This is a genomic window from Vibrio sp. B172a, assembly GCF_030248355.1.
GTDB classification, from domain to species: Bacteria; Pseudomonadota; Gammaproteobacteria; order Enterobacterales; family Vibrionaceae; genus Vibrio; species Vibrio owensii.
Genome location: NZ_JAHGAC010000003.1, coordinates 247,917 through 264,420 on the forward strand (window position 1 = coordinate 247,917; position 16,504 = coordinate 264,420).

Annotated in this window: 12 protein-coding genes; 9 read left to right on the forward strand and 3 right to left on the reverse strand. The window is 46.5% G+C overall.

The window, feature by feature from the left end; translation table 11 throughout:
- The 7 genes from KIT90_RS04715 (at position 1) to tsgA (ending at position 7,471) form a co-directional block, all read left to right on the forward strand.
- The gene (locus KIT90_RS04715; RefSeq protein ID WP_285375615.1) at positions 1–972 is read left to right on the forward strand and encodes an ornithine cyclodeaminase family protein; all 972 of its coding nucleotides are present in this window, start codon (positions 1–3) and stop codon (positions 970–972) included.
- 56 nt (positions 973–1,028) lie between these two features.
- The gene (locus tag KIT90_RS04720; RefSeq protein WP_050924254.1) at positions 1,029–1,943 is read left to right on the forward strand and encodes a dihydrodipicolinate synthase family protein; all 915 of its coding nucleotides are present in this window, start codon (positions 1,029–1,031) and stop codon (positions 1,941–1,943) included.
- 74 nt (positions 1,944–2,017) lie between these two features.
- Positions 2,018–3,157, forward strand: a complete 1,140-nt coding sequence (locus KIT90_RS04725) for an ABC transporter ATP-binding protein (RefSeq protein ID WP_152163294.1) — start codon at positions 2,018–2,020, stop codon at positions 3,155–3,157.
- Positions 3,154–4,434, forward strand: a complete 1,281-nt coding sequence (locus KIT90_RS04730) for an ABC transporter permease (protein ID WP_285375617.1) — start codon at positions 3,154–3,156, stop codon at positions 4,432–4,434. Before KIT90_RS04725 ends, KIT90_RS04730 begins: the two co-directional genes overlap by 4 nt.
- A 2-nt stretch (positions 4,435–4,436) precedes the next feature.
- Entirely contained in the window at positions 4,437–5,285 is an 849-nt protein-coding gene (locus KIT90_RS04735) for an ABC transporter permease (protein WP_029791061.1), read from the forward strand.
- Between the two features lie 221 nt (positions 5,286–5,506).
- Positions 5,507–6,217, forward strand: a complete 711-nt coding sequence (gene deoD, locus KIT90_RS04740; RefSeq protein WP_373417663.1) for a purine-nucleoside phosphorylase — start codon at positions 5,507–5,509, stop codon at positions 6,215–6,217.
- 87 nt (positions 6,218–6,304) lie between these two features.
- Positions 6,305–7,471: an MFS transporter TsgA gene (gene tsgA, locus KIT90_RS04745; RefSeq protein WP_285375619.1), complete on the forward strand. Its 1,167-nt coding sequence runs from the start codon at positions 6,305–6,307 to the stop codon at positions 7,469–7,471.
- Positions 7,472–7,543: 72 nt separating this feature from the next.
- Here tsgA and KIT90_RS04750 read toward each other — a convergent pair whose 3' ends face one another.
- Together KIT90_RS04750 and KIT90_RS04755 are read right to left on the reverse strand one after the other, a co-directional pair.
- The gene (locus KIT90_RS04750; protein WP_038873229.1) at positions 7,544–8,218 is read right to left on the reverse strand and encodes a Crp/Fnr family transcriptional regulator; all 675 of its coding nucleotides are present in this window, start codon (positions 8,216–8,218) and stop codon (positions 7,544–7,546) included.
- Positions 8,219–8,227: 9 nt separating this feature from the next.
- Positions 8,228–8,656: a hypothetical protein gene (locus KIT90_RS04755; RefSeq protein ID WP_269992263.1), complete on the reverse strand. Its 429-nt coding sequence runs from the start codon at positions 8,654–8,656 to the stop codon at positions 8,228–8,230.
- Positions 8,657–9,067: 411 nt separating this feature from the next.
- Here KIT90_RS04755 and KIT90_RS04760 point away from each other — a divergent pair, with 411 nt between their 5' ends.
- Both KIT90_RS04760 and KIT90_RS04765 read left to right on the forward strand, forming a co-directional pair.
- Complete coding sequence (locus KIT90_RS04760; protein WP_285375621.1) at positions 9,068–9,601, forward strand: DNA repair protein; 534 nt, start codon at positions 9,068–9,070, stop codon at positions 9,599–9,601.
- Positions 9,602–9,927: 326 nt separating this feature from the next.
- Complete coding sequence (locus KIT90_RS04765; RefSeq protein WP_285375622.1) at positions 9,928–12,372, forward strand: collagenase; 2,445 nt, start codon at positions 9,928–9,930, stop codon at positions 12,370–12,372.
- Between the two features lie 116 nt (positions 12,373–12,488).
- Here KIT90_RS04765 and KIT90_RS04770 read toward each other — a convergent pair whose 3' ends face one another.
- The gene (locus tag KIT90_RS04770) at positions 12,489–16,199 is read right to left on the reverse strand and encodes a M66 family metalloprotease (RefSeq protein WP_285375624.1); all 3,711 of its coding nucleotides are present in this window, start codon (positions 16,197–16,199) and stop codon (positions 12,489–12,491) included.
- Positions 16,200–16,504: the final 305 nt, after the last annotated feature.

A 16,504-nucleotide genomic window follows, 5' to 3' on the forward strand; every position in this document is an offset into this window, starting at 1 on the left:
ATGAACGTTATCGAGGCGCAGCAAGTTGCCAAGTGTTTGAGCATGAAGTCGTTGATTGAAACCATGCGAGAAACTTATGCCCAGCCTGCTGCTATTCCCCAACGAAGAGTGATGCCTTTGGAAGAAGGTAAGTATGAAGCATTTGCTTTGCTACCCGCATGGAACCAAGACTTAATCGCGGTCAAAGCTTTCACCTATTTTCCGCAAAACCCAGCACATGGCAAAGATACGCTGGCTTCCAAAATCTTGGTGTTTAAAAGAGAAGACGGTCAACCCGTTGTATTGGTCGATGGAAAAGTGCTGACCTTCTGGCGCACGGCAGCTGTGTCTGCATTAGCTGCGGATTACCTAGCGCGCGAAAACGCTTCTCGGTTGCTGATATGCGGAACTGGCAATCTGGCACCATATTTTGCGTGGGCGTATGCCGCAGTTCGACCCCTTAAACAGGTTTATGTTTGGGGACGAAGCTTGGACAAAGCGATGGCGACCGTCGATCGCATTGTCTCTTCGCCAGAGTATCAATCCTTGCCAATCGAACGTCAGTTTGCGGTGTCGGTGGTTGAGAGCGTCGATGAGACTCTTCAACACGTTGATATCATTAGTTGTGTGACCGCTTCCGCTACACCACTGTTTAATGGTGCAAAGGTTCTACCCGGCACGCATATCGACTTAGTGGGCAATCATGATTCGGATAAACGAGAGTGTGACTCGACAGTAGTGCAACGCGCGCAGGTGTATGTCGATAGCCGTATTAATGTGTTAGCGGAAGCAGGGGATTTACTGATCCCAATCCAAGAGGGCGTGTTTAACGCCGAGCAGATTAAAGGAGAGTTGCCACAGCTTTGCGCCAAAGGAGTGAGTGCGCGCCAGAGTGATGAGGCGATCACCTTATACAAATCGGTGGGCAGTGCCTTAGCCGATTTAGCCGCCGTACAAGCGGTATTGAAAGAAAGCGGCATCAGCCTAGTTTGAGCATTTTCGCTCGTCTTTTAAAATTGCATACAATATACATATAGGGAAGAAAATTCATGAAAGTAGAATGGAAAGGTGTCTATCCAGCGGTCAGTACTCAGTTTCGTCACGATCAGTCAATTGATTTAGATGCAACACAAACCGTTATCGATAACCAAATTAAGGATGGCGTCAACGGCATCATCTGTTTGGGTACAGTAGGAGAAAACTGCGCCTTGTATCCAGAAGAAAAACGTCAGGTATTGCAGGCAGCACAAGAAGTGGTCAATGGTCGTGTACCTTTGATTGCTGGTACGGCAGAGTCCATTACCACTGCAGCGGTTGACTATATGCAAGACGCTCAAAAAATCGGTATTGATGGCTGTATGGTGATGCCTGCAATGGTGTACCGCACATCAGAAAGCGAGACCTTTGACTACTACCGCACCTTGGCGCAAGCGACGCCAGAAATGCCAATAATGATTTACAACAACCCAGTTTCTTACGGGGTGGATGTCAATCTCGACATTATGGCGAAGTTGGCTGAATTTGAAAGCATTGTGGCGGTGAAAGAGTCCACCACGGATACGCGCCGCATTACAGAACTCTACAACCAATTTGACGATCGCTTTACCGTGTTCAGCGGCGTTGATGACATTGCGCTTGAATCACTAATGCTTGGTGCAACAGGCTGGATCTCCGGCTTAACCAACGCATTCCCTGAAGAGTCAGTAGCGATTTACAAGTTGGCAAGTCAAGGTCGTTACGCAGAAGCGTTGGAGATTTACCGCTGGTTCCTACCACTGCTGCGTTTAGACACCATCCCAACTTTGGTTCAGTGCATCAAGCTGGCAGAGCAAGTGTGTGGACGCGGCTCTGAGCAAGTTCGTGCCCCTCGTCAAATCTTGCAAGGCGCAGAGCGTGAACAGGTGATTCAATTGGTCGAGCATGCGCTTGCTACTCGTCTAGATCTAACTAAATACAATCTATAACCAAGCTGCTTAGCAGGGCGTTAAATGCCGCTCTGCTTATTCTTGATGTTCAAAAAAGTGAGAGGAGGGAAGCCATGAATTCGGCGAACAAGGACTATGTCAGCTTTCAACACGTTAAGAAAACCTACGATGGCACCAACTTGGTTGTAAAAGATTTTAACTTAGATATTGCCCCTGGTGAGTTTGTCACCATGCTTGGACCTTCCGGCTCTGGCAAAACCACGTGCTTAATGATGCTGGCAGGGTTTGAAACTGCCACTGGCGGCGAAATTTATATTGATGGCGTGCCGGTGAATAACCTTGCTCCGCACAAGCGAGATATTGGCATGGTATTTCAAAACTACGCGCTCTTTCCCCATATGACCATTGCTGAAAACCTTGCCTTCCCGCTGAAGGTTCGCAAGCTCGACAGTGAAACCATCGAGAGTAAAGTGCAAAGCGCATTAGACATGGTGGAGCTAGGGCATGTTGCCAGTCGTTATCCCAAGCAGTTATCCGGAGGTCAACAACAGCGCGTTGCACTCGCAAGAGCCTTAGTGTTCGAGCCAAAGCTTGTGTTGATGGATGAGCCGTTGGGTGCGTTGGATAAGCAACTTCGCGAGCAAATGCAGATGGAAATAAAGCATCTTCACGAAAAGCTCGGTATCACCATTTTGTACGTGACGCACGATCAAGATGAAGCGCTGACGATGTCTGATCGCATTGCGGTCTTTAACCATGGCGAAGTGCAGCAATTGGCGCCGCCAACTGAGTTGTACGAATCGCCAAGCAATGCGTTTGTGGCGCAGTTTATCGGAGAGAACAACCAACTTACCGGTATTGTAAACACGCTAGATGATGCTCGCTGTCAAGTGCAGGTCGGGAAAGCGGCGTTCAATGCGAAACCTGTAAGAGTCACAGAGAGAGGGCAGCGTACCACGCTTTCGATTCGACCGGAAAAAATCATTCTTCAGTCTGATGGCGACCTGTGTGATAACCAAGTTTCCGGTATCCTGCGTGAGCTGATTTACCATGGTGACCATTATCGTTTAGTGGTTGACGTTGAGACGGTGGGTAAACTCGTCGTCAAAGTACCAAATGACAATCGCACCCATCTCTCACTTACTCCCGGCGCACAATGCCGCATCGGCTGGCAAAGTGAAGATTGTCACGCCCTTGATTGCTCGCAGCCTCAATCTCAACCGCAAACGGAATGCAATGAGGAGGCAGCATGAGTCGAGAGCTAACCTCGTTGGACTCGGTATTGGAAATCGAGCGCCAAGTTCATGAACAAGAACACGATCTCAAAGCTCAGCTGCAAAAAGCAGAACGGAGAAAAACCATTCGCTCGATCATGCTTACTGTGCCCTTGGTGTGTTTCATTTTGCTCACCTTTGCTTTTCCCATCTTAGAAATGCTGTATCGCAGCGTTGACAACCGAGCCATACCACAAGCATTGCCAGAAACAATTCAAGCGCTGGAAAGCTGGGACTATCGCGGTCAGCCGCACCCAGAAGTGATCACTGCGTTTTCTCATGAGCTATTGGGTTTGTATCAAAGCAAAACGCTGCCAAAAATCGCCAATCGCATGAATATTGAAGTTTCCGGAATGCGCAGCTTAATGATGAAAACCGGAAGAAAGCTATCTCGCCTTGAGTCATTGCCAGCATCGATAACAGAGTTATCCAAGCTCGATAAACGCTGGGCAGAAACTAAGTATTGGGCGGCGTTTAAGAACCTCAGTGGTGCCATTACACTGAGCCACTATTTAGCGGCATTAGACATGCAGGTGAATGAGTTTGGTGAAATTGAAGCGCAACCAGAAAAACGCCAGATCTACGTCGACCTTTTCTTTAAAACCTTTTGGATGTCGGTCTCAATCACGCTCATTTGCTTGGTAATGGCATACCCCGTAGCGTACTTGTTAGCAAACTTACCAGACAAGCGCGCAAACCTATTGTTGATCGTTGTTCTTCTACCATTTTGGACTTCGCTACTTGTTCGGACTACGTCTTGGATTGTGTTGTTGCAAAACCAAGGTGTGATTAATGACTTACTGATTTGGTCTGGCTTAACGTCGGAACGGATTCAAATGATCCACAATACGTTTGGCTCCGTGGTATCGATGGTTCACATCCTTTTGCCGTTCATGATTTTACCGCTTTATAGCGTGATGAAGGGTATTAGTCCGACTTACTTTCGTGCAGCTCGTTCACTCGGAGCCACGCCTTTAGTCGCGTTTACCAAAGTTTATATGCCGCTGACGCTACCCGGTATTGGTGCTGGTGCTTTGTTGACCTTCATTCTTTCCACCGGCTTTTACATCACGCCAGCATTGGTAGGAGGGCGAAGCGGACAGATGATTTCCAACATGATTGCTTATCACATGCAAACCTCACTGAACTGGGGCATGGCAGGGGCTTTAGGCGGTCTATTACTGTTTGTGGTGTTAGCGCTGTTTTATGTGTTCAACCGCGTCGTGGGCATTAACAATATCAAGGTAGGAGGGTAATTATGGGTTTGCCGAATTATGCATCCAAAGGTGAGAAAGTTGCCTACGCTGGGTATTTGGTTTTTTGTGGTTTGGTGCTGTTTTTCCTTATCGCACCGATTTTAACCATCATTCCTCTGTCGTTTAATGCCACACCTTATTTTACCTTTACTGAGGGCATGCTGAATCTTGATCCTGAGGCGTATTCAGTGCGATGGTATCAAGAGATGTTCACCAACGAGCAGTGGTTGTTAGCACTCAAAAACAGCACCTTCATCGCTTTGATGGCGACTTTGATTGCTACAGCGCTTGGCACATTAGCGGCACTAGGATTAGCCAGCAGTAATTTGCCGTTTCGCAATGCCATTATGGCGCTACTGATCTCGCCAATGATTGTTCCGGTGATCATCTCGGCGGCAGCTATGTATTTCTTCTATACACGCTTAGGACTGTCCCAGACTTACATCGGCATCATTTTGGCTCACGCTGCACTTGGTACACCGTTTGTGGTGATCACGGTAACGGCAACACTGAGTGGTTTTGACCACAGCTTAGTTAAAGCCGCTGCTAGCCTTGGAGCTAATCCGGTATATACCTTTAGGCATGTGACTTTTCCTCTGATACGTCCGGGTATGATCTCCGGTGGCTTGTTTGCTTTTGGCACTTCGTTTGATGAAGTGGTGGTCGCGTTGTTCTTAACGGGGGCGGAGCAAAAAACCGTACCAAGACAAATGTGGTCGGGTATTCGCGAGCAAATCAGTCCGACTATACTTGCTGTCGCGACACTGTTGATTTTTATGTCGGTGTGTCTACTCATCACGCTAGAAATACTACGCAGACGAAACGTGCGTATCCGTGGCATTCAAGAATAAATCTGGTTAAAGCAACAAGCCATTTTGCGGTTACCCTGAGCTTTCTCTGCAAAGAATTACTCACTTTTTTGACCGAATGCGCCTCCTTGTGGGCGCTTTTTTCGTTGAATACTGACGCTTTGCTCAGTTATGAGAGCTCGTACTTTCAAACCGGACTTTTGTCCTGAAACTTTGTCCTGCTTCCTCATTATGATTGCGCCATCAGAACGAACGAGGAAAACATTATGACTGCTCATATCGCAGGTTCTGCAGAAGATTTTGCTTCAACTGTTATCATGCCGGGCGATCCGCTACGCGCGAAATACATCGCTGAAACCTACCTAGATGATGCCAAACTGGTTACGGACATTCGTAACATGCTGGGCTACACCGGTTATTACAAAGGTCAGCGCATTTCAGTGATGGGGCATGGCATGGGCATTCCATCAATGGTGCTTTATGGTCACGAGCTGATTAATGACTTTGGTGTGAAACGCATCATCCGAATCGGCAGCATCGGCGCGACGCAAAAAGACGTTCACATGCGTGACGTTATCCTAGCCCAAGCGGCAGGCACAGATTCACCGACGAATGCTAAGCGCAGCAGTGGCTACCATATGGCAACGTCTGCAACGTTTGAACTGCTGCACAACGCTTACATGTCTGCGAAAGATAAGGGCATTGATGTCAAAGTGGGTAACATCTTCACAGGCGATCTTTACTACGACCCGGATGAAGACATGATCCCAGCCCTAGAGCGCTTTGGCGTGCTTGGTGTGGATATGGAAGTAGCGGGCTTGTATGGCTTGGCACACCAATTCGGTATTGAATCGCTGGCGATTTTGACCGTGTCTGATCACTGCATTACTGGCGAAGAAACCACAGCAGAAGAGCGTCAGCTTTCTTTCAACAACATGATTGAAATTGCGCTAGAAACTGCGATTAAAGCTTAACCCTACAATTAAGTTTTCTTTGAGAGCTGGCTCGCTGGCTCTCTCTAATACTAAGAACATCTATCTCATGAGCCCTTGGAGTGAATTATGAAAAATAAAATAACACTCACCGCAATTAGCTTTCTCGCCAACTTCATCATGGCGGGTTTTGCGACCCAATTTGGTATGTTGGTTGAACCGCTTGCAAATACTTTTGATGCGAACGTTAACGAAGTCGCATCGATTTTCTCGTTGTTAAACGGCGGAGCACTTGCCGGCACGATCGCGGCTTTCTTTTTGATTGAAAAAGTCGGCATCAAACGCATGACCGTGCTGTGTTACGGTGCGATTGCCGCTGCGGCACTGAGCCTATACGTTGCGCCTTCTCTGTTTATCGTGATGCTCGGCATGACCGTAATTGGTTTCTGCGGCGGTGTCGGTCTTTGTATCGCGGGTACTATCGTGGTATCGGTATGGAAAGACAAAATTCAAAGCACCATGCTGGTGGTTCAAGACGCGACCTTTAACATTGCAGGCGTCGTCTTCCCATTGATCACCACTTATGCACTGACGAACGCAATGAACTGGAGCATCAGTTACCTGAGCGTAGGTGTAGTGGCGTTGGCAACTATGTTTGTTGCTCTGCTGACCAACTTTAACCAATGTGGTGGTGAAAGCGGCGCTGAGCAAGAAGCAAAATCTGAATGGAACTTCGGCATCATCAGCGGTGGTGTAGGTTTGTTCCTAGGTATGCTTGCTCTATACACCTTTCTAACTTGGGCACCAATGTTCGTGAAAGAGAAGTTTGATATTCCATTTGAGCAAGCTGGCAACATCATCACTCAATACTGGTCTGCAGCTCTGGTTGGTGCATTGGTTTCTACCGTGATTGTTTCGCGCATGAAGATTCAGACATTCCTACTGACGATTATCTCTGTTGCTATGGTGATCACCAGCGTTATCGTCACCACGGACAAACTAGAATGGTTGTCATACCTGACTTACGGTTACGGCTTTGCTTGTGCAGCGCTTTACAATGCTTTCATCGCTTATGGTGTATCGTTTGTGCGCAATGCGACCAGTAAGAACGTGTCTTACGTCTTAATCAGTGGCAGTGCGGGCGCGATGTTCAGCCCAGCTATCAGTTCGGTAATGGAAAGCGTGGTTGGTCTGCAAACCGTGATGTACGCTATCCCAGTTATCTACGCAGTAGTCGTCACAATGCTGGTGGTTTCAATGAAGTTTAAGACAGTAGAGCAAACGCAAACCGCTTAAATGAAATTAAGTAAGAGAACAAAAAGGTCTGCACTGTGCAGACCTTTTCTCGTTTATAAGTGAAGAACTCAGCTATTCTTCGACAAAATTACGCAGTCCGTCCAAGTCGAGAATACGTAATCCTTTCTTTTCTTTAGCAATGAAGCCTTTGCTTTCAAGCTCTTTCACTGCGCGGCGATAGACACGGTCTGAGGTGGCAAATCGTTCCGCTTCCAAATAGTTCTTTTGGAACCCATCCACTGGCAGGTCATTTAGATACTGATGATAAATGTCGTACGCCACGTTATAGGTAATTGGGTAAAGTAACCGGCGAGAAAGAATTTCCACCGTATCTTGGTAATCAATCGCAATGGCGCTGGCAAAGTAAAGCGACAGTCGAGGCTGTTCTAACAAGCATTTTTGCAGCTTTTGCGCGTCAATAATCGCAACTTCAACCGGTTCTACCGGAACAATGTCCATTTGGCAGCGATAGCCAGTAAAGAACTCCATTTCACCAAAGACTTGTTGTTCGCACTCAAGCGTACCAAGCAGAAAGGTTTTGCCGTTTCTTGCTGTAACGCCCATAGAGATACGACCGGAGTCGACCAGATATAAGTTTTCGACATGCTCACCTTGGGTGAGGAGCTTTTCGTTCTCATCAAAAATTCGGCGCGTACAGATGCAATCTCGGATCGTTTTTTCGATGAGATGTTTATCTTCACTCCATTGCGCCTCGAAGCGTCCTTTACCTAGGGTTTGTAATTGCATCGACGTACCTTAAATGACAATACCCGCGAGCTCAAAACGTGCCATTAATGGCTTGTTCTCTAGCTGATACCAGCTTGCCGGCATGTTGGGTTTTAGCTGGGATTTTTCTTGTTTGCTGATCACAACATAGCGCAAAAATGTATCGAGTGTGCTCGCCATTATTTCAAAGCTCATGTCGCCATCTTTACTGATGGTTTTTAATAGTCCAACGACTGTATCTTCCGGTATCAATGGTTCGATAACCGCATGTTTGCGCTCGGTAATCGTCTTAGAGCAAGGTAGTGAAGCACGGGCAGTTTCCCAACACACTTTATTGGTTTTACTCACGAGGTTGTGCTTGTAGCAGTAATAGCTAAACAAAAAGCGTGACAGGTTCTGCCAGCGCTCAGCTTGGACTTCTAACCAAAGGTGTTGCAGCTCGATATCAGCGTCAGTCATGGGAATGCGTCAGAAAAGGAAAAGAGGGCGCATTCTAGCGTGTTAGGTATACAAAGCCAAAGTGTCTGGTGATTTAGGTACAAATTAGTTGTTCAAAAAACAGCGATAACTTGTCAAAAGCCTGACAATAGCGTTTGAAAACGAAAATAGTATTTTTGTGCTCTATATTTATTTTGAATTTCCAAATTTATAACATTGGTCAAGTTTTTGATTGTTGTGGATAAATAATTTTATCAAAATAACTATGTGATTTTCCTTCAGATAGCATGTGGTCGGTAGTAATATCAAACTACGATTATGAGTTACAATTAACAAAATATTGAGAAAGAGAAGCGCATTTTTAGTCTGATGTGGTTCTCCCTTGTTTTGATGTGCTACTGTTTTAATAAAGTATGTGTTTGGTAGGTTTTTATGTTTGGAGTTAGCAAAAATGCTGCGGTTTCTGGCTTGTATCAAGCTAGCGAACTCAGAGCGAAACTATTCTCCAAGGAGTTGGAGATTTTGAGGCTTAGGGCTGAGTCAGAATTCCATCAGGTTCTTGATGAGCTATTAAGAATCAAAGATAACAACACCAAGTTGCAGGAAGGTGGACTGAAAGACAAGCTTGAGCAAGAAAAACTCAAGTGGAATGGTTCGCAAATGATGGCCATAGAGCAACGTATTGAATCTGTTCGATTGCTTATCGAAGATTGTCATGCGTATGTTCGCAATGTACAAGAGAGTTTCTCAGAAGATGAAAGCCTCGGTTACTCGAATATGACCAAAAAAGAGTTAGAGCATGAGTTGGAAGCTTTGTCCTTTGCCAAAGTTCTGAATTCTTCCGCAAGACAATACTTCTACAATTCACTTGAGTATGAGTTATATACGGACAAGACACCAAACATCGAGTTTTTATACTCGGTGAAAGACCAGATATCCATGTTGCATGAAAACAAAGCAGCATGAGATGAATAGAGAAAGCCCTCGAATCCGAGGGCTTTTTTGTGCCTCCAATCCCAGTTCATTCTCTCAGTTACTCTTGAATGTTATTTAATTAATTATTGCTAATGTCGCTAGCCGACAAACCGTAATCAAGCAAATGGATTTTATAAAGTTCGTCTTCTGGCAGATTGAGTACTAGAAACTGAGACCAAAGCGTTTGATTGTTAATGAGTTGTTTCTTTTAAAGCTCAAGGCGCTTTATATGAGAGTGCTCTTTGTCGTGAGAAGAGTAAATGGTGATGCCTAAGTGGTAACGGCATTTAAGGAACTCATCATATAGAAGAATAAAGATGGAACTAAAAAATCTCACCGTCGCAATAGCGACCTTCTTTGCTAGTACGAATGCGCTTGCTTTAAGTGAGCCATCGCAGCAAGTCACAGAAATATATCAACATCACGCTCATCAAAGCGGTAATGATAGAGCGTTGCCAGATTATGCACCAACTAAGCTGCTTCCCCAGCAACCGAAACCGACCCTTCGTACCCTTTCTACTCGGTCTGCGGAGCAGGCAGCAAACGTGTGTGATGTAGAAGCTTTCACTGCGAACAGTAGCAACGATGTGCTCAACGCGATCAAAACCCAAGGAGCAAGTTGTGTTAATGCGCTTTTCTCAGCCGAGAGTCGAATACAAGAAGCAGCGTTCGAATCTGGGCACATGTACAACATTGCAAAGCACACGACCAGTTTAGCGAAAGCCTACGTTGGGGGCGGCAGCGGTGAGCTTGAAGCTTTGTTCTTGTATTTACGAGCGGGTTATTACGCTGAGTTTTACAACAGCAAGGTCTCGTTTCTTTCTTGGGTGACCCCGGCAGTAAAAGAAGCCGTCGATGCCTTCGTTAACAATGCGAACTTCTATGAGAACAGTGACCCACATGGCAAGGTGCTCAGTGAAGTGATTATCACTATGGACAGTGCAGGGCTCCAGCATGCCTACCTACCACAGGTTACGCAGTGGCTCACTCGCTGGGACAGTCAATACGCTCAGAACTGGTACATGCGAAATGCAGTGAATGGTGTATTTACCATTTTGTTTGGTGGTCAGTGGAATGAGCAATTTGTGCAAACCATTGGTAATCAGACTGAGCTTGTTAAAGCACTAGGGGATTTTGCACTGCGCTCGTCAGCTATCGGTGCTAGTGATGAGTTTATGGCAGCGAATGCTGGTCGTGAGCTAGGACGATTAACCAAATATTCCGGTAGTGCTTACAGTACAGTGAAAAGCAAACTGACCGAGATCTTTGCTCAATACGAGATGTACGGTAGGGGCGATGCCATTTGGCTTGGCGCTGCCGATACGGTCTCTTATTACGCGGATTGTAGTGACTATGGAATTTGTAACTTTGAGTCCCAGTTGAAAGGTTTGGTACTTTCTCAATCGTACACGTGTAGTCCTACCATTCGAATATTATCGCAGAACATGACGCAAGAGCAGCACATCGCGGCTTGTTCGAAGATGGGGTACGAAGAAGGGTATTTCCACACTTCACTTGAGACCGGAAGACAACCTGTTGCGGATGACTACAACACGCAGTTGCAGGTCAACATCTTTGATTCAAGCGATGATTACGGCAAATACGCCGGACCGATTTTTAACATCAGTACCAACAATGGAGGAATGTACCTTGAGGGCGATCCAGCAACGCCGGGGAACATCCCTAATTTTGTTGCTTATGAAGCGCCTTACGCCAATCCGGATCACTTTGTGTGGAACCTAGAGCACGAGTATGTTCATTACCTTGATGGACGATTTGACCTTTATGGTGGCTTCGGTCATCCAACTGAAAGAATCGTGTGGTGGAGTGAGGGCATTGCCGAATATGTGTCAAAGGAGAACGATAACCAAGCTGCGATAGATACCATCAAAGATGGGTCAACGTTTACGCTCAGCGAGATCTTTGAGACCAGTTATGATGGCTTTGATGTCGATAGAATTTATCGCTGGGGTTACTTGGCGGTTCGATTCATGTTTGAGCGACATAAAGACGACGTAAATCAAATGCTGATAGAAACTCGTCAGGGTAATTGGGCAAATTACAAAGCAACCATCAATCAGTGGGCAATCTTATACCAGAGCGAGTTTGAACAGTGGCAACAAGCTCTTGTTTCTGGTGATGCTCCTAATGCAGTCATAACCGCAAACAGTGAGGGTAAAGTCGGTGAAAGCATTACATTTAGCAGTGAAAACAGCACGGATGCAAACGGGAAGATCGTCAGCGTCTTGTGGGATTTCGGTGATGGCACGACCAGCACACAAACCCAGTCGTCGCACCAATATGGGAGTGAAGGGCAGTACACGATCAGCTTAACCGTGACTGATAATGATGGGCTAACATCAAGTACGACACACAGTCTTACTATTACGGCGCAGGGTGGTTCTGATGCGCTACCACAAGATTGTGCAGTGCAAAGTAAAATCAGTGGTGGACGCTTAACTGCGGGACAAGCGGCGTGTTTGGCGACGCAACAAACCATTTGGTTGAGTATCCCAGCGGTCAATGAGCACACCAGCATGGCAATCACCACGGCAAATGGGGTAGGCGACCTAAAAATTGAGTACAGCAATGATGGTTGGCCGAACGGTTCCAATCACCATGCGTGGTCAGACAATGCGGGTAATGGTGAGTGTATTACCTTGTCCAATCAGCGTAATTACTGGGGGTACGTTAAAGTCTCTGGCGAGTTTGAAAATGCCGCGATTGTAGTGGACTTTGATACCTCAGGTTGTCGTCAGTAAACATTGCTTCTGTTAATTAAGATCAACTGGTCCTAGTAACAACAGAAAATGAAACGCCCAGCACGAGTTTACATTGTGCTGGGCGTTTTTTATTGATATTGAATATTGGTTAAGGCTTAGAAGTGCCCCAAGTACTGCCAATCAGCGTTGTTTGGGTTCGCCTCCGTTGGCCAAGGGAAGTACCAGTACTTGCCGTCAATGAGGCGGTAGTAATGATAACCACCACGGAAGTGATACACGTAAATATCGTTGATGGTTCCCGTGTTGTTGTTCTCGCCCCAAACTCCCATGCGGTCTTGCTTGTGCCAATTTAAGATTTCGGCTTCAAACTTAGCTAGGTCACTGTTGAGCTCAGCAATGTACTGTTCAATATCCGTATCGCTACCAATAAAGCGCCAATCAGCGTCAGAGGTGTTTTGAACTGGCAACGCGTTGTTCACTCCCGGACGTTTTTGCATAAAGTAACGGCGCTCACCACTTTCATCGGTATCAATGAAAATAGCGTTCTCAGATTGTCCCCATGCCGTTGAACTCGCTTGTTCCCACGTTAGCAACTGCGGTTGATTGAAGTAGTTGGCAATGCGCTGTGCATTGTCGATGTTACTACGATCGACTTTCAGTGGGTTAAAACCAAACTGGACATGGTTTTCCGCTGAGCCTAGGTACTTCCAGCCTTCATTGTCTGCTTGGTTGGTTGGGAAATCCGCCGCAGAGATATCACGCATTAGGAAGTAATCGCGAGTGCCGGTGACTGGGTTAGGGTACACGTAAAGTGCACCAGCGCGGCGTTCTGCGCTTGTCTCACCATTGTTCAGCACACCCGCTCCGTAGTTGTCTGCTACGAACTTGTCGAAGTCAGCCACAAAGCCAAAGTCGATGCGGTTTAACGCTGCGTTGTCGGCAAACATGACTTGTTCATCAACGTATTGTTTGTAACCGTGCTCCTGACCAACAAAGATAGGACCAACAAGCTTATCGATCGCTGGGTTTTGATCAGGGATCAAGCTATCTAGCACTTGTTCACCATTCACGTCAGTACAACTTAAGGTGACACGAGTCGGTAGTGGCAGTTGCTCTAGGTTAAAGTGGAACTTATTGCTTTGTGAGTCGTTTAATCGGCTACTTGCAACCGCAATGTTTTGTACCGAGCCATCCTGGCGCTCCACCGTAACTGCACAGCTACGTTGAGAGACCATACTCGGCTGATGCATTCCACCTTGATGTCGTGCGTAACGCCAATCTGCACCGTTGTTGTGTTTCACGCCACTAAACTGTTGGCAGTGGGAAGAGGTAAAGTAGCCCGCACCATCATGGCTCGTGCCGGATTTATCAAGCACGCAAAGTGGCACTTCGCCAATTTCGGCGTTCGGCGTGTAAGTCACTGCACCTTCACCGTATTTAGACAGCAACGAGTAGTCATGATCTTGAGAAATCATGTGCTCACGCTGACCATTGATGTTCCAGTACATGTCTTCGCTGCTTTCACAACGCACCATATCTGCACTGACTGTACCAACGAAGTTTGCACTTTCGCCGTTGCTTGCCGTGTAGGTGAACTGACAAATACGAGCCTGCTGATTGTTGACCTTCATCGTCTGCCACAAATCTTGTTGAATTTGCTCGTCAGACAAAGAAGACACCGCTTGCCAGCCTTCCGGATGATAAGTTACGTCTGGTGCAGAAGGCAGATCAAACACGTTGCCGTAGTTGGAGTAAATCAGCGGGTAAACTTGGCTTGCAAGTTCGTTACGCGGATCGTAAATACCTAATATGGTGACAACAGGCGCGCCTGCTGTAGTAGGTACTGGTGTGTCGGTTTGTGCTTCTTCGTAACTTTGGCTTTCTTGATTCCAACGAACATAACCAGTCGAGCTGTTTAAATCGACGTTAAAGTCGTTGTTGAGCCAAGTTTGCACGCGGCGAGACTGAGAAGGGTGCTCTAACGTGTAATGACTAATGGTGCCTAATAGTGCGGCTTCGCCACCGGCTTGCGCATCACGCATAAAGCGGAATTCACCCGCAAATGGTGGCACTACTTCACCACCCACATCGTTAGTCGTGGCTTCACCTGTCCAGTGTAAGTTACCGATAAAGCGGCGATGCAGAGCATCCCAACCCCAACCAGATTCCAAATCGTGCGTAGAAGCATACCAAGGGTAGTGACCCAGACCGTAGTTATGACCCAGCTCGTGCGACCATTCGTTACCGGTTGTCGCCGTTAAAGTCACGATGCCACCGCCGCCACTGCCGCCATGATCAATAATGCCGTTGGTGTACACACCGCGGTTGGTGTGCGCAGTAATGTGATTGAAGCGTTTATTGTAAGCTTGCGAATAGCCAGCACTATCGGTAATGCCGACATTCGCATTATTCACACCTGTAGATACCAGTGCTTTACCAATGGCTTCACGCATATCACCGCCGTGCCAACCACCTTCACCGTCTGAGCTTGTGGTGTAAACCTTACCGTTTGGCAGCGTCACTTTCGGGAAATAAGCGGCAGTGTAATCCGCCATAACCAGTTTAGATGCTGGGATTTTCTGGAAGTAATCGGCGCTGAGTTTTGCCATGTTTTTGATCATGGTGTTGCCATCACGTGGCGCCGTGAGCATACCCATGTCGATGTTTTGAATGATAAGCTCCGGCGCGCCGCCAAAGACAAGTTCATTAGCAGCTAAATCGCCTTGGCGATCAGTGTTATCGGTTAAGCGCAGCGACAAGCCTGGCTTCATCCAATCCCATTGCAGCGGCAGTGACCACGCGTGATGGGAGAATACCACTTTAGAACGTCCATTATCTGGCTGATCAGAAGCCGCAAGCGCGCTTGGTGGCAGCATTGGAAGGCGAGTGATTACTGTGCCTTCAAAGCTCAGTTCTACCCAAACTTGTTGAACGTTTTTGTCTTCTGGCGTGAATAAAAGCAGAGCTTCACGGTCGATCACCAAGTCAGGGAGCAGGTTAACATCGTTTTGATTTGGGGCGGTGGTCGTATGGGTTTGAGCAAAATGGATAGAACCAGTCAAATCGCCATTCAAGTGATTTACTAGCGGCAATTCGTCTGCGTAACCAAGGCGTGCCGCACTTGTCGTGAACTCAATCTTTTGTGGCTCGATACAATCAATCGCATTACACGAAGAAAGCTCCGCCGTGTACCGAGTGTCTGGTTTCAGGTTGCCAATGAACAAGCCAGATTGAACGTTATCATAACGAACAGGCTCTGAACCTGATTCGGTCAATGTCAAAACCACATTGTCATTCGCGTTTTGCATCGCCCATTTTAGCTGAACACCTTGATCTGAAACGCTGGCTACGTTCAATGCATTGATGTTTGGCGCAGATAAGTCACCACAGTCAGAAGTCTCGATGTTTTGAATCATATCTGACTGCCAAATGTATTCGCCATTGGGACCCTTAGAGCCTCGGGCAGCAGGGATATATTCTACGTAGCAACCTGTGTCGTCTGGGTTCATCACACCAAACTCTTTGTGGATCAGGTAGAAACCACCGTTATACCAAATAAATTCCCATTCCGGACCGACGAAGTCCACTACGTTGCGATAAGCTTGGTCTTGCTCTCCAAACATAAAAGGAAACTTAGGGTAGTTATCGAAGTTAACCCAGTATTCATGTCCTTGGAAATTTAGATAGGTTTTTCCATCACGTTGATAGGTGTCTTGACCTTTGTCTGCTAACTGCTTGAGCATTTCAATGCGTTCAAAGGTTTGATTTCCGATTTCGACCAAGGTTAGGTCGTGGTTCGCGTTTGCGAAAGCGGCTGTACTTCCTAGGAGTGAAGAGATCAGCCAAGCGAGCGTATTTTTCTTCATATGAGACTCTACTTTTGCCAATGGAATAGACATTAAACATGCCGCCAGAAGCTCGGCACTTAGGGGAGTTGCATCATCCATTTCAATATGAACGGATGATAAATTTGATTATCTGATGGGATTTGAGTTTTAAATAGGTGGGATAAATCGGACTTGTGACTCTGCTTCCAGCTCTGATTTGATCACGAAATCGAATTGATATCTTATGTCCAAATTCGTATTTATCTATCTATACAAAATAGGGTTCTTTATATAGTAATTTAATAAAATGCCTTTATTTTATAATAGGTTAGGCTTTAAATGAA